12 protein-coding genes are annotated in these 15015 nt (G+C 59.9%); 11 read left to right on the top strand and 1 reads right to left on the bottom strand.

What is annotated here, in order from left to right; translation table 11 throughout:
- Positions 1 to 67: 67 nt before the first annotated feature.
- Positions 68 to 853: a phenylalanine 4-monooxygenase gene (gene phhA / locus Q7C33_RS12325; RefSeq protein WP_030141117.1), complete on the bottom strand. Its 786-nt coding sequence runs from the start codon at positions 851 to 853 to the stop codon at positions 68 to 70.
- Between the two features lie 329 nt (positions 854 to 1182).
- On the opposite strand from phhA, the gene Q7C33_RS12320 reads away from it, so the two are divergent.
- The 11 genes from Q7C33_RS12320 to flgJ all read left to right on the top strand — a co-directional run bounded on the left by Q7C33_RS12320 (position 1183) and on the right by flgJ (position 15014).
- Positions 1183 to 2742, top strand: coding sequence for a sigma-54-dependent transcriptional regulator (locus Q7C33_RS12320; protein ID WP_407683455.1), 1560 nt, complete (start codon positions 1183 to 1185; stop codon positions 2740 to 2742).
- A gap of 177 nt (positions 2743 to 2919) precedes the next feature.
- The gene (locus Q7C33_RS12315) at positions 2920 to 4038 is read left to right on the top strand and encodes a DegT/DnrJ/EryC1/StrS family aminotransferase (protein WP_198797708.1); all 1119 of its coding nucleotides are present in this window, start codon (positions 2920 to 2922) and stop codon (positions 4036 to 4038) included.
- The gene (locus Q7C33_RS12310) at positions 4035 to 4793 is read left to right on the top strand and encodes a WbqC family protein (RefSeq protein WP_198797709.1); all 759 of its coding nucleotides are present in this window, start codon (positions 4035 to 4037) and stop codon (positions 4791 to 4793) included. The genes Q7C33_RS12315 and Q7C33_RS12310 overlap by 4 nt, the downstream gene beginning before the upstream one ends.
- Complete coding sequence (locus tag Q7C33_RS12305; protein WP_198797710.1) at positions 4786 to 5766, top strand: hypothetical protein; 981 nt, start codon at positions 4786 to 4788, stop codon at positions 5764 to 5766. The genes Q7C33_RS12310 and Q7C33_RS12305 overlap by 8 nt, the downstream gene beginning before the upstream one ends.
- Complete coding sequence (locus tag Q7C33_RS12300; protein WP_198797711.1) at positions 5763 to 6320, top strand: GNAT family N-acetyltransferase; 558 nt, start codon at positions 5763 to 5765, stop codon at positions 6318 to 6320. Before Q7C33_RS12305 ends, Q7C33_RS12300 begins: the two co-directional genes overlap by 4 nt.
- 112 nt (positions 6321 to 6432) lie before the next feature.
- Positions 6433 to 9939, top strand: coding sequence for a glycosyltransferase family 2 protein (locus tag Q7C33_RS12295; RefSeq protein ID WP_198797712.1), 3507 nt, complete (start codon positions 6433 to 6435; stop codon positions 9937 to 9939).
- A 305-nt stretch (positions 9940 to 10244) separates the two neighbouring features.
- Positions 10245 to 10982: a flagellar basal body rod protein FlgF gene (locus Q7C33_RS12290; protein ID WP_123342203.1), complete on the top strand. Its 738-nt coding sequence runs from the start codon at positions 10245 to 10247 to the stop codon at positions 10980 to 10982.
- A gap of 49 nt (positions 10983 to 11031) precedes the next feature.
- Positions 11032 to 11817, top strand: a complete 786-nt coding sequence (flgG, locus tag Q7C33_RS12285; RefSeq protein ID WP_039593104.1) for a flagellar basal-body rod protein FlgG — start codon at positions 11032 to 11034, stop codon at positions 11815 to 11817.
- Between the two features lie 72 nt (positions 11818 to 11889).
- Complete coding sequence (gene flgH, locus Q7C33_RS12280; RefSeq protein ID WP_217860077.1) at positions 11890 to 12585, top strand: flagellar basal body L-ring protein FlgH; 696 nt, start codon at positions 11890 to 11892, stop codon at positions 12583 to 12585.
- 45 nt (positions 12586 to 12630) lie between these two features.
- Positions 12631 to 13701 carry a flagellar basal body P-ring protein FlgI gene (locus Q7C33_RS12275; RefSeq protein ID WP_162488974.1) on the top strand — a complete coding sequence of 357 codons (1071 nt, stop codon included), beginning with the start codon at positions 12631 to 12633 and terminating at the stop codon, positions 13699 to 13701.
- A gap of 14 nt (positions 13702 to 13715) precedes the next feature.
- Positions 13716 to 15014 (top strand): flagellar assembly peptidoglycan hydrolase FlgJ, encoded by a 1299-nt coding sequence (gene flgJ, locus Q7C33_RS12270; RefSeq protein WP_198797739.1) that lies wholly within the window; start codon positions 13716 to 13718, stop codon positions 15012 to 15014.
- Position 15015: the final 1 nt, after the last annotated feature.

Genomic DNA, 15015 nt, shown 5'->3' with positions numbered 1-15015 from the left:
TCGATGCACCCACGCTAAAGCAAAGCCGTGTCGTGCAACAGACTCAATTGAGATCAAAAATGGCGGTTCAAGCCGCTTTCGGTGGAAATTTCGGCGCGTGCAGGCCCAGTTCCCGGCCGCGCTTGACCATCCCCATGATGTCTTCGTGGGCCAGGTCGAACAGACGCTTGAGCTCGGGCAGCACGAAGTACACGGGTTGCAGGATGTCGATGCGGTAAGGCGTGCGCATGGCTTCCAGCGGATCGAAGGCCTGGTGCTCCGGCTCGTCCGACAGGCAGTACACGGTTTCCTTGGGCGAGGACAGGATGCCGCCGCCGTAGATACGCCGACCCTGCGGGGTCTCGACCAGGCCGAACTCGATGGTCATCCAATACAGGCGAGCGAGATAGACGCGTTCTTCCTTGGATGCCTGTAGGCCGAGTTTGCCGTAGGTGTGGGTAAATTCAGCGAACCAGGGGTTGGTCAACAGCGGGCAATGGCCAAAGATCTCGTGGAAGATGTCCGGCTCTTGCAGGTAATCCAGTTCTTCACGGGTGCGAATAAACGTCGCGACCGGAAACTGCTTGCTGGCAAGCAATTCGAAAAACGTCTGGAAGGGGATCAGCGCCGGCACCCGGGCAACCTGCCAGCCGGTGGTTTCGCCGAGGACTTCGTTGATTTCCCCCAACTGCGGAATGCGGTCGTGGGGCAGGCCCAGCTTGTCGATGCCGTCCAGGTATTCCTGGCATGCACGGCCCTCGAGGACTTTGAGCTGGCGGGTGATCAGCGTGTTCCACACCGCATGTTCTTCAGCGGTGTAGTGGATTAAACCTTGCGCATCGGGCTCGCGGGCCACGTACTGCGTCTGCTTCATGCTGCTCTCCTGCTGATATCCCTCAGGGGGAAGACTTGTTTGTTGTTATGTCCAGCGATGCAGTAGAGATAACTTGAAGTAGATATCTGCGCAGCAGGCTATTCCGGGGTTTAACGGCCCGTCGCCATCAAAATCGTAAAACTTTCGTTACATAAATGGGCGCGTCTCGATGTTTCGGGCATTTTCGTTTGGGAAATTTCCTACAACTGTCACATAATCTTGACGGCTATTTGCGCCGCAGCGCAGAAAACCGTGGCGAGGGAGCTTGCTCCCGCTGGGCTACGAAGTAGCCCCCCCATTTCATGCTTGCAAACACATCGGGCCTTTTCATGCGCATCAAAGTCCATTGCCAGAACCGCATCGGCATCCTGCGGGACATCCTCAACCTGCTGGTGGAGTACGGCATCAACGTCGCCCGAGGTGAAGTGGGGGGCGAGCATGGCAACGCGATCTACCTGCATTGCCCGAACCTGATCAACATCCAGTTCCAGGCGTTGCGTCCGAAATTCGAAGGCATTGCCGGGGTATTCGGCGTCAAGCGCGTAGGCCTGATGCCCAGCGAGCGTCGGCACATGGAGCTCAACGCCTTGCTCGGCGCCCTGGAGTTCCCGGTGTTGTCGATCGACATGGGTGGCTCCATCGTCGCGGCCAACCGGGCGGCGGCGCAGTTGCTCGGCGTGCGTGTGGACGAAGTGCCGGGAATCCCGTTGTCCCGCTACGCCGAGGATTTCGACCTGCCGGAGCTGGTGCGCGCCAACCAGTCGCGGATCAATGGGTTGCGGGTCAAGGTCAAGGGCGACGTGTTCCTGGCCGACATCGCACCGCTGCAATCGGAGCACGACGACAGCGAGGCCATGGCCGGCGCGGTGTTGACCCTGCACCGCGCTGATCGGGTCGGCGAACGCATCTATAACGTGCGCAAGCAGGAACTGCGCGGCTTCGACAGTATTTTCCAGAGCTCGAAGGTTATGGCAGCGGTGGTCCGGGAGGCCCGGCGCATGGCGCCGCTGGACGCGCCACTGTTGATCGAAGGCGAAACCGGCACGGGCAAGGAACTGCTGGCCCGCGCGTGTCACCTGGCGAGCCCGCGCGGGCAGTCACCGTTGATGGCCCTCAATTGTGCCGGCCTGCCGGAGTCCATGGCTGAGACCGAGCTGTTCGGCTACGGTCCCGGCGCGTTCGAAGGGGCGCGGGCAGAAGGCAAGCTCGGGCTGCTGGAGCTGACGGCGGGCGGGACGTTGTTTCTCGACGGTGTCGGGGAAATGAGCCCGCGTTTGCAGGTGAAATTGCTGCGCTTCCTGCAGGACGGATGCTTCCGCCGCGTAGGCAGCGATGAAGAGGTGTACCTGGATGTCAGGGTAATCTGCGCGACCCAGGTCGATTTGTCCGAACTCTGCGCCCGAGGCGAATTTCGCCAGGATTTGTACCACCGCTTGAATGTGCTTTCCCTGCACATTCCATCGCTGCGCGAATGCCTCGACGGGCTGGCCCCGTTGGTCGAGCATTTTCTCGACCAGGCCAGTCGCCAGATCGGTTGTCCCTTGCCAAAGCTTGCTCCGGCGGCCATGGACCGCCTCAGCCATTACCACTGGCCGGGTAATGTCCGGCAATTGGAAAACGTGCTGTTCCAGGCGGTTTCCCTGTGCGATGGCGGCACGGTGAAGGCCGAGCATATTCGTCTGCCAGACTACGGCGTACGCCAACCCCTTGGCGATTTTTCCCTTGAGGGTGGCTTGGACGAGATCGTTGGGCGTTTCGAGAAAGCGGTGCTGGAACGCTTGTATTCCGAACACCCGAGCAGCCGGCAACTGGGCAAGCGGTTGGGGGTTTCCCATACGACCATTGCTAATAAGTTGCGGGAGTATGAGGTGGGAAAAGAATCACCCTAGGTACCTGATCATCGGAGTGGCGGGGAGTTGGCCGATTTTTTGCTGGGGTACCCGCACATCCAGAGTCAGTTGTCGGTTTCATGGCGTTGCAGCCCGCCGACATAGACCGCGATGCAACGCCGCGTCAGAGGAGCTCCCGAGCCGTGTGCCATTTTTCAGTCACCGAGTAGTGTTCCCATGGCCGATTCCATTACCGTTACCAGCCCGCTGCTACCTCCTCTGGAAGAGTTCACGCCCTACCTGCAGCGAATCTGGGAAAGTAAGCGCCTGACCAATGGCGGCCCCTTCCACGAACAGTTGGAACAGGAGTTGGCCGAGCACCTCGGTGTCCAGCATTTATCGCTGTTTTCCAACGGTACCCTGGCCTTGGTGACCGCGCTGCAGGCCTTGCGCATTACCGGCGAAGTCATCACGACGCCTTATTCGTTCGTGGCCACTTCCCACTCGCTGCTATGGAATAACCTCAAGCCAGTGTTCGTGGACGTCGATCCGGTGACAAAGAATCTTGACCCACGACGTATCGCTGAGGCGATCACCCCGGCGACTTCGGCGATTCTGCCGGTCCATTGCTATGGCATTCCCTGTGATGTCGAGGGCATCCAGGCCGTCGCCGATACCTATGGACTCAAGGTTATCTATGACGCGGCACATGCTTTTGGGGTCCGACAGGACGGTGCAAGCGTTCTGAATCACGGCGACCTGTCGATCCTCAGTTTTCACGCCACCAAGGTATTCAATACTTTTGAAGGTGGCGCCATTATCTGCCGAGACGAAAAGGTCAAGCAGCGTATTGATTACCTGAAGAATTTCGGTTTTGCCGATGAAGTCACGGTCATGGCTCCCGGTATCAACGGGAAGATGAACGAGTTGCAGGCAGCATTCGGCGTGCTGCAGTTGCGCTACATCGATGAAGCGCTCAGCCGTCGGAAAAAGGTGTTTGAATATTATCGGAGCGCCCTGGAAGGCATCCCCGGTATCAGCCTGCTGGAACAACCGCAGGGACTGGACTGGAACTATGCCTATTGTCCGATCCTGGTCGATGGCGAGCGTTTCGGGGTGAGCCGGGACGAGGTATATGACCGCTACCGTGCAGAAAACATCCTTGTGCGCCGGTACTTCTATCCGCTGATATGCGAGTTTCCGATGTACCGCGGCCTTCCCAGTTCAGACCTCTCTCAACTGGGCAATGCCTACACCCTGTCCCGTCAGGTGCTGTGCCTGCCGATTTATCCGGATCTAGATACTCAGACCCAGTCGAAAATCATTGAGGTACTGCTCAAGGCCCGAGAGGCATGAGCCAGGCCCTTACCTCGCAGATGTGCATGCCGGAAGCTGACCAGCAGCACCGGATTGCGCTAATGCAACCTTATTTCCTGCCTTACCTGGGCTATTTCCAACTGATCGCTGCGGTCGACTGTTTTGTCCTCTACGACAATGTGCAGTTCATCAAGAATGGATGGATCGAACGCAACCGTTATTTGCTGGGGCAGGAACCGAAGTGGTTCCGGGTACCGCTAAGCAACGGTAGTCACACCCAGCAGATCATGGAGAAACGGATTGCCGAAACGTTTGACCCAGGCGATATCCTCAACAAATTGAGCTTCGCCTATCGCCGTGCACCCCACGCGCCAAACATGCTGGCCTGGCTGGAGTCGCTGCTGGTCGAGCCTGCTTCGAACATTGCCGAGCTCAACGAGCGGATACTGCGGGCCTGCTGTGCCCTGATTGGGTTGCATACGCCGATCATCCGCTCCAGCGATCTGCCAATAGGCACGGATACCAAAGCACAGGACCGAGTACTCGAAATAGTCCAGGCCTGCGCTGGCACTCATTACCTCAATCCCGTCAATGGTGGTCATCTCTACCAGGCCGAGGCATTCCACCAGGTCGGTATCGCCCTTGAATTGCTCAAGGCGACCTTGCCCGTCTATCGGCAGGGTGGGGATGAACAACCCTTTGTGCCCGGCCTGTCGATCCTCGATGCCTTGATGTACAACGACGCACAGACCGTGGGAGCCTGGGCAAAAGGTGGAGAAATTGTCCGTGCCTGAAGCTATCGGTGGTTATTTCGAGTTGGAGCTGCGCAAAGGACATAATCCTTACCCTGAGGCCGCTGCCTTTAACTCGGCCCGCTCGGCCTTCAAGACGCTGGTCATGGCGCGTAACCTGCGCCGGGTTCATTTGCCTGTCTATATCTGCGATGTCATGCAGGACGTGCTTCGCGGATCCGGCATCGAGGTGTTGCGCTATGCGTTGAGCGAACGTCTCGAGTTGCCGGACTTCCCAGTCCTGCAAGCCGATGAAGCCCTGTTGTTCGTCGATTACTTCGGACTCAAGGCTGACTACATCGGCCAAGTACTTGCCGTTCGCTACGGCAGGCAATTGATCGTCGATAATTCCCAGGCGCTTTTTTCCCGGCCGCAGCCCGGGATTGCAACCCTTTACTCGCCCCGCAAGTTCGTTGGTGTAGCTGATGGCGGTTGGCTGGCTAATGCGCCTGCTGATCTGCCGCAAGCGCAGAGAAGCTGCTCTCAGGAGCGTTTTGCCGCGCTGCTGGGGCGTCTTGAAGACGCTCCGCAACACCACTATGCAGCATTCCAGGTGTTGGAGCAGGCATTGGAAATCGATGGCATCAGGGCCATGTCCGCCAGTACCGCACGCTTGCTCGACAGCATCGATTACCACGAAATCGCCAGACGCCGGATAGACAACCTGGCGCATTTGCGCGGACGCCTGGACCACCTCAATCGCTTCGCCATCTGGCCCGTGCAACCCGTTGCGGCATTGTGTTACCCGCTGCTGGTCGAGTCTGCCGAGATGGCAACCCGGTTGCGCGCTCACCTGCTGGACCAGCACATCTACGTACCTTGCTACTGGCGTGAAGTATTGAGCAGTCCAACGGCGCCGCCCATTGAAAGAGATTGGGCGCAGTGCCTGCTGCCGCTGCCGATCGACCAGCGATACAACGTCGATGACATGAATCGTCTTGCCGACGCCATCCTTCAGAACACGGGGAAATCATGAGCATTCTAGGTCAACGCATCCTGCTCAGAGCGCTGGAGCTCGAGGACTTGCCGCTGCTGCACAAGTGGTCCAACGATGAGGCCCTCTGGAGCCTGCTGGGCGGCTGGCATTTCCCCACCTCGCGGGAAGCGCAACGGGACTGGCTGCTGGGTCTCAAGAGCGACTCGCTCAACCAGCGCTTCGGTATCGAGGTTCCGGGCCACGGCCTGATCGGTACGGCAAACCTGGTTGGCATTGACTGGAAAAACCGCACTGCCGAGCACGGCATGATGATCGGTGATTCCTCCCTGCGTGGCCAAGGCCATGGCACCGACGTGATCGCCACGGTGATGCGCTATGCCTTCGACGAACTGGGCTTGAGCCGGCTTTCGACCACTATCATCGAGTACAACGCCGCGTCCCTGGCGACCTACACCCGCAAGACCCCTTGGGTCATCGAGGGCGTGCAGCGCCAGTGGTACTACCGCAAGGGCCAGCGTTGGGACCGCATCATGCTGGGCGTGAGCGCTGAAGAGTACCGTGCCTGGCAAGCCGCGCGGGGCGATAGCCAATGAGCCAAGAGTTGCAAGTGCTGCAAGCGAACGGCTACGTCGTCGCGACCCCATTCCTGCCGGGTTCGCACACCGCGCCTGAGAAATCCGACCCCTCCAGCCCCAAGGCAACTGTATGACTACCCCGTCCCTGCATGGCAAGCCGCGTCACCCTTATTACATTGGTGCGCCCCATTACCGGGAAACCTCCTCGGGCGTATGCGTATTGCATTATCTCTGCCACGTGCTGAACTTGTCCGGTTACGAGGCCTATCTCACCCCTTGCCAGGTGAATCCGAAACTGCGCACGCCGATCCTGACCGAGGAACTGCGCCAGCGCCATCGCTCGCTCGGCCTGGCACCGATCGCGGTCTATCCCGAAGTGACGGACGGCAACCCGATTGGCACACCGATCGTGGTTCGTTACATGCTCAACCGTGACGGCTTTCTAACTGGCCGCGCAATCAATGTGCAGAAGTCAGACCTGTTTTTCTATTACACGCAGGATTTCGGTGGTGGCAGTGATAGCAGCGACCTGCTCCTGTTGCCCGTCATCGACTCGGAGTTATTCTCGCCGCCAACCGAGCCGGTGCAGCGCAGTGGCAACTACCTGTATTTGCACCGCTTCGACAAGTCCAAGGTCGATTACTCGATGCTGCCGGACGATATCGAAGTCCTGAGCATGCTCAATCCGAAGACTCTGGCCCAGCTAGCGCAGATTTTTCGAACGGCCTCAACGCTTTACACATACGAGATATCATCGACCTGCACGGCGGCCATGCTCTGTGGTTGTCCGGTTATCTATATGCCCGGCGGTCACGTCAAGACCCTGCCTTTCATCGAGCAGTTCGGCGATGCGGGCGCGGCGCTCTATGGTGAGCCCGGCGGACTGGAGCGTGCACGAGCAACCGTGATGCAGGCGCGCAGGCGCTGGCTGGACATAGAAAAGGCCTTTTGGCCTCAGTTGGAGCGCTTCGTCGATATCACTCAGCAGGTTGCCGTCCAGCACGCCATTGATGCTCGCGTACCCTCCGTCAAGGACTGGCTGCGCACCCGTGTACTGACGCCGATCCAGCAGCAGCTTGTCGACCAGCGTCGCCGCCAGCTAAGCGGACAAACCAGCCTGACGTTGTTGGTGCGCGATCCCTTGGGCGATTTCAATGCCTTGAGCGATACCTTGGAAAGTCTTGCGCTGTGGCGATCACGCTCATCGATCAGCTTGCGCATGGTGGTTCTTAGCACCTCGCCGACGCCTGATAATCTTCCCGACAATCTGCACTGGCTGACCTGTGTCGACCCCGGCGCCGTCGAACTGAACGAGATTGTGCAGGCAGACGACAGCGACTGGATCATGCTGCTTACCGCTGGCGATGAGGTCCTGCCCGGCGGCACGTTAATGCTCGATCTGGAGCTGCCAGGTGCCGATGGTTGCCGGATGATTTATTGCGATGGCATGTATCGCTCGGAGAACGGCCCTCAAGCGGTCTTGCGCCCCTGCATCAACCTCGACTACCTGTTGAGCCTGCCATTGGCCATGGCCAACCATTGGTTGATCCGTCGCGAACTGGCGCTGGAGATCGGTGGTTACAACCCGCAAGTGCCCGAGGCGCTTGAGTTGGATCTCATCTTGCGACTGATAGAAACCGGGAGCATGAACGGCATTGCCCATCTGAGCGAACCGCTGGTGGTCAGTAACGCGCCGACCTTGGCCGATAACCCGGACGAGCGTAAAACCCTGCAACGGCACTTGGACAGCCGCGGCTACACGAACGCCAGGGTCCTGCAGCAGCCGACCCGGCATTACCACATCAAGTACGGCCATGATCAACAGCCCTTGGTGTCGATCCTGATTCCGACCCGGGACCAGTTGCCGCTGTTGCAGCGTTGTGTGGAAAGCCTGTTGTCAAAAACGCGTTATCCGTACTTCGAGATTATCCTGATCGACAACGGCAGCGAGGCTGAAGAAGCCCTCTCTTGGCTGAGCGAGATGGAGTTGATCGGAGGAGACAAGGTCCGCGTCGTTCGTTTCCCCTATCCTTTCAACTTCAGTGCCATGAATAACTTGGCAGCCAGCCAGGCGCGCGGCGAGTACCTGGTGTTGTTGAATAACGATACGGCGGTCATTCAGGATGATTGGCTGGACGAGCTGCTCAACCATGCCTTGCGTCCGGAAGTGGGTGTTGTTGGCGCCAAGCTGATCACCCCGGCAGGCACTCTCCAGCATGCAAACCTGATTACCGGGCTGCGCGGCCCTGCCGCCAGCCCTTTCATCGACCAGGCTGCCAGCAGCGGCGGTTATATGCAGCGCCTGGTCGTCGATCAAAACACCAGCGCGGTCAGCGCGGCGTGCCTGATGATCCGCACGGCGATCTACCTGGAAGCCGGAGGCATGGATGAGGCGTTGTTCCAGGTCACCTGCAACGATTTGGACCTTTGCCTGAAGGTGGCGAACCTTGGCTATCTGAATGTCTGGACCCCTCATGCCGTGCTCTTGCATGAGGGGGGAGCGACTTGGTCAAGCGTCGGCAAGGATCCACTCAACCGTCAACGTTTTGCCATGGAGCAAGATCACGCCTTGAGCAAATGGCTGGACGTCCTGGCCAATGATCCTGCCTATAACAGTAACCTGTCGCTGCGGGGTGCTGGCTTCGAACTTGAAGCCATTAACGAACTGACTTGGCGACCGCTGTCGTGGCGGCCACTTCCGGTGGTATTGGTGCACCCAGGGAAGTGCGAAAGAGCCGCAAATCTGCGTATTGTCGAGCCGTTCACTGCTTTGCGTGATGGCGGCAACATCGAAGGTTGTATCAGCAACAGTCTCCTGCCGGCGACAACGCTTGCGCGCTACAACCCCGATGTCATTGTTTTCCAATATCAGGCTGACTCGCAGCTCCTGGAGCAGATGCAGCACATCAATGTTCTCTCCAAAGCGTTCAAGATTCTTGAGTTGGATGAGCTGAAATCGCAGGTTCCGGGGTGGATGTCTTCGCTGCAACACGCGGCAAGCCTGGTCGACCGCATCGTTGTGCCGACGCCTGCGATGGCCCAGGCCTGTGCTGGGTTGCATCAGGATATTCGTGTACTCGAAACCCGCCTGGGGAGCAAATGGCGCAACTTGGCCAGCGGGCGCCAGACATCTGGCATCCCTCGCATAGGCTGCGCGATTGATCCGACGCAGCCTTTTTTCCAGCCGTTGATCCTGAGTCTGATGGAGGCGTTGGCGGGTCAAGTGGAGTGGGTGCTTTGGGGGGATGTGCCTGCTTATCTGCGACCGCTCGCCAGCGAAGTCCATGATGGCGTTCACGACAATCCCGAGGTGCTGGCCAGTCTCAACCTGGAGATGGTCCTGGCGCCACAAGGCTTTGGCCTGGCCGACGACAGCGACAGTCTGCTCCGCAACCTGCAGTATGGCGCTTGCGGCTACAGTGTGATTGGCGGCAATGTCGCCGATAACCTGGGCGATCTCGTCAACACCCGTATGGGTGATCGCCAGGAGCAATGGCTTGGGGCGATTAGTGCTGTCCTGGCAGATCGGCAGGCCTCGCGGCTGCAGAGCGAGCGACTACGCAAGCAAATACTGGATAACTGGGTCTTCGACGATGCCTGTGCTGCGCGCTGGGTTCAGGGATGGTTGCCCAGCTGAAGGAAGCCTGAGGGCGGCGGCAGGGAAGTGCGCCCGGCCGCCCGCTTATTCATCCGACCACTCAATGGTCAGCTTGCGCGAACCGCGCCACGCAGGAGCGCAATGATCAACGACCGGTACTTGCCACTGATCGGCAAGACACCGCCGGTTTTTCGTCTTCGACTCATTTCCAAACTCCTCACCGAAACCCACGAGCCCTTTGTTTTACGGGCCTGGGCCCGCCAGAAAAAAGTTGGTCTGCAATTTGCTTAAGGCTGTGCAACACAGCAGTGGGCGGCAAACGTCCGGCATGCAGAGGAACGACAGTGGACAAGTACCTTTATGTGGCAATGACCGGCGCCAGCCAGAACGCACTGGCGCAACGGGCCCATGCCAACAACCTGGCGAACATCTCCACCAATGGTTTTCAGAAAGACCTGGAGCAGGCACGTTCGATGCCGGTGTTCGGCGACAGCTTTCCGGCGCGGGCGTTTGCCATGTCCGAGCGGCCTGCCACTGACTTCACCCCGGGAGCGCTGGTTGAAACCGGTCGCGACCTGGACGTGGCGGTCAGCGGTCCGGGCTGGATGGCCGTGCAAAACCCCGACGGCGGTGAAAGCTATGTGCGCACCGGCAGTCTCAATGTTGACGCCCTGGGCGTGTTGCGGGCCGGCAACGGCATGCCGGTGATGGGCAATGGCGGGCCGATCGCCGTGCCACCGGAGCAGAAAATCGAAATCGGCCAGGACGGCACCATCAGCATCCGCGCCATGGGCGAAGGCCCGCGCGTGATGGCTGAAGTGGACCGCATCAAGCTGGTCAATCCTGACCTGAAGAATATGACCAAGGGCCTGGACGGTTCGATCCGCACCAAGGACGGCCAGCCGGCGCCCATCGACGGCAACGTGCAACTGGTGTCGGGCTTCCAGGAGGCGAGCAACGTCAACGCCGTGGATGAGATGACTTCGGTGCTGGCCCTGGCCAAGCAATTCGAGCTCCACGTCAAGATGATGAACACCGCCAAAGAAGGCGATGAGGCCATGGCTCGGGTCTTGCAGATCTAATCATTAATTACAGCGCTGCGCCGAAAAACAGGCGTAAGAGGAGAATCGAATGCTTCCGGCTCTTTGGGTTGCCAAAACAGGTCTGTCCGCCCAGGACACCAACCTGTCCACTATTTCCAACAACCTGGCGAACGTCTCGACCACGGGTTTCAAACGTGATCGCGCCGAGTTCCAGGACCTGCTGTACCAGGTAAAACGCCAGCCTGGCGCCCAGTCGACCCAGGACAGCGAATTGCCGTCGGGCCTGCAAGTGGGTACCGGTGTGCGCATCGTCGGCACCCAGAAAAACTTCAACGCCGGCAGCCTGCAAACCACCGAGCAGCCGTTGGACATGGCCATCGACGGTCGCGGTTTCTTCCAGATCCTGCAGCCGGACGGCACCACGTCCTACACCCGTGACGGTACCTTCCACCTCGACTCCAATGGCCAGATCGTCAACGCCAGCGGTTTCGCCCTGGAACCGGCCATTGTCATCCCGAACGATGCCCAGACCTTCACCGTGGGCCGCGACGGCACCGTGTCCATCACCGTGGCGGGTAACCCGGCCTCCCAAGTGATCGGCAACCTGCAGACCGCTGACTTCATCAATCCGGCCGGCCTGCAAGCCGTGGGTAACAACCTGTTCATGGAAACCGCCGCCAGCGGCGCGCCGCAAGTCGGCACCCCAGGCCTGAACGGTTTCGGCACCACGCTGCAGAACACCCTGGAAACTTCGAACGTGAGCACCGTTGAGGAGATGGTCAACATGATCACCACCCAGCGCGCCTACGAGATGAACTCCAAAGTGATCTCCACCGCCGACCAGATGCTCTCGTTCGTCACGCAGAATCTGTAATCGCGTCGCAAAATCCGTCATTACGTAGACAGGGCGGCCCCAGGGTCGCCTGCAACACCAAGAGGTAGGGTCATGAATCGCTTCGTATCTGTTCTGGCATTGAGTGGGATCACCGCATTGGCGGGCTGTGTCGCGCCAACGCCAAGGCCCAATGACCCGTACTACGCTCCGGTGTTGCCGCGCACACCGTTGCCGGCGGCGGCCAACAACGGTTCGATCTACCAGGCCGGTTTCGAGCAGAACCTGTACAGCGACCGCAAGGCCTTCCGCGTTGGTGACATCATCACCATCACCCTGAACGAGCGGACCCAGGCCAGCAAGAACGCCAACTCGCAGATCGACAAGACCAGTGAGACCAGCGTCGGCCTGACGTCGTTGTTCGGTTCGAGCCTGACCACCAACAACCCGATCGGCAGCAACGACCTGAGCCTCAACGCCGGATACAGTGCTGACCGCGCCACCAAGGGCGACAGCCAGTCCGGCCAGAGCAATAGCCTGACTGGTTCGATCACCGTGACCGTCGCCGATGTATTGCCCAACGGCATCATCGCCGTGCGCGGCGAGAAGTGGTTGACGCTCAACACCGGCGACGAGCTGGTGCGCATCGCCGGGATGGTTCGCGCCGATGACATTTCCACCGACAACACTGTTCCATCGACCCGCGTGGCCGATGCGCGCATCACCTATTCGGGCACTGGTGCCTTTGCCGATGCGAGTCAGCCAGGTTGGTTCGACCGTTTCTTCCTCAGCCCGAAGTTCCCTTTCTAGGTGATCAAGTTGAATCTTAAACAGCTGTTGATCGGTGCCCTGGTGATGTCGGCAGCCTTCACTGCTCAAGCCGAGCGCTTGAAGGACATCGCCAGCATTTCCGGCGTGCGTTCCAACCAGTTGATCGGCTACGGCCTGGTCGTGGGCCTCAATGGTACCGGCGACCAGACCACCCAGACCCCGTTCACCCTGCAGACCTTCAACAATATGTTGTCGCAGTTCGGTATCAAGGTGCCGGCCGGTTCCGGCAACGTGCAGTTGAAGAACGTCGCGGCGGTGTCGGTCAGTGCTGATCTGCCAGCGTTTGCCAAGCCAGGTCAACAAGTGGACATCACCGTGTCGTCCATCGGTAACTCCAAGAGCCTGCGTGGCGGCACCTTGTTGCTGACCCCGCTCAAGGGTATCGACGGCAACGTCTACGCCATCGCCCAGGGCAACCTGGTGGTGGGCGGTTTCGACGCCGAGGGCCGCGACGGTTCGAAGATCACCGTCAACGTTCCGTCGGCGGGTCGCATCCCTGGCGGTGCATCGGTTGAGCGTGCGGTGCCGAGCGGTTTCAACCAGGGCAATAGCCTGACGCTGAACCTCAACCGTTCCGACTTCACCACGGCCAAGCGCATCGTCGACAAGATCAATGACATGCTCGGCCCAGGCGTGGCCCAGGCCATCGACGGCGGCTCGATTCGCGTCACCGCGCCACTGGATCCGAGCCAGCGTGTCGACTACTTGTCGATCCTGGAAAACCTCGAAGTCGATCCGGGCCAGGCGGTGGCGAAAGTCATCATCAACTCGCGCACCGGCACCATCGTGATCGGCCAGAACGTCAAGGTTTCGCCGGCCGCCGTGACCCACGGCAGCCTGACCGTGACCATCACCGAAGACCCGATCGTCAGCCAGCCGGGCCCATTGTCCAACGGCCAGACCGCCGTGGTCCCGCGTTCGCGGGTCAATGCCGAGCAGGAAGCCAAGCCGATGTTCAAGTTCGGCCCGGGCACCACCCTGGATGAAATCGTCCGGGCGGTGAACCAGGTCGGCGCGGCACCGGGTGACTTGATGGCGATTCTCGAAGCCTTGAAGCAGGCCGGCGCGTTGCAAGCCGACCTGATCGTGATTTAAGGAAAGCGGTCATGGTGGATATGCGCAAAGGCGCCTTGATCAGTGGGGATTCAGCGTCCTATTCGGACCTCAATCGCTTGAACCAGCTCAAGGTCGGCGACAAGAACAGCGAAGGCAACCTGCGCAAAGTGGCGCAGGAATTCGAGTCGTTGTTCCTCGGCGAAATGCTCAAGTCCATGCGTTCGGCCACCGAGGCCCTGGGCAAGGACAATCCGATGAATACGCCGGAAGCCAAGCAATACCAGGAAATGTACGACCAGCAGTTGGCCGTTTCGATGTCCCGCGAGGGCGGCGGTATCGGCCTGGCCGACGTGCTGCTGCGCCAGATGTCGAAGAACAAGCCGCTGGCCTCGGGCGAGGCGGCCACCTTGTCGGCCGCCAAGCAGCAAGATGCGTTGGACAAGGCCAAGGCGCCTGTGCCCACGCCAGTGGCGGCCGGAACGCTGCCCGATGGGCCTTTGTCGCGCAGCAACGGCCAGCGCCCACTCTGGGCCTCGCGGGCTGTGAGCGCGCCGCAAGGAGCCGAGGGCATCCACCGCAACGACATGGAATTGATCAACCAGCGTCGCCTGGCCCTGCCGCCGAAACTGGCCGACCGCCTGCTCGCCGGGCTGGTGCCTTCGGCGTCGGTCAAGCCTGAGGCCGTGGCGCAGAATGTCTTGCCGGATCGTGCCGTTGCCGCCGTCAAGCCTGCTACCGGTGAGCTGGCCAACGGTGACTGGCTGGCCGCGCTCAAGGCTGCCGAACCCAAAGGCGACATGCAGGTCTATGGTCGCGCCGTGGCCCAGCCACCGTTGGCACCGGCGCGCAAGGCCTTCCGCGATGCCGATGAATTCGTCAATGCCATGCTGCCGATGGCCAAGGAAGCCGCCGACCGCATCGGTGTCGACCCTCGTTACCTAGTGGCCCAGGCCGCCTTGGAAACCGGTTGGGGCAAATCGGTGATGCGCCAGCCCGATGGCAGCAGCAGCCACAACCTGTTCGGCATCAAGGCCAGCAAGAATTGGACGGGCGATTCGGCGCGGGCGATCACCAGCGAATTCCGCAATGGCGAGATGGTCAAGGAGACGGCCGAGTTCCGTTCCTACGCCTCTTACCGCGACAGCTTCCATGATTTGGTGAACCTGCTGCAAAGCAACAGTCGCTATCAAGCTGTGCTGAAGTCGGCCGATAACCCGGAACAGTTTGTACGCGAGTTGCAGAAGGCCGGTTACGCCACCGACCCGAACTACGCCAACAAGATTTCGAACATAGCCCGGCAGATGACGAGTTACCAAAACTACGCCTCGGCCGGTGCCACCACGACTTTATAAG

Origin of the sequence: Pseudomonas sp. BP11-1-1 (assembly GCF_052112105.1) — a bacterium.
In the GTDB taxonomy this organism is placed as follows: domain Bacteria; phylum Pseudomonadota; class Gammaproteobacteria; order Pseudomonadales; family Pseudomonadaceae; genus Aquipseudomonas; species Aquipseudomonas alvandae.
The sequence above is the reverse complement of the archived record's forward strand: the minus strand, read 5'-3'. Positions and strand labels throughout refer to the sequence as shown.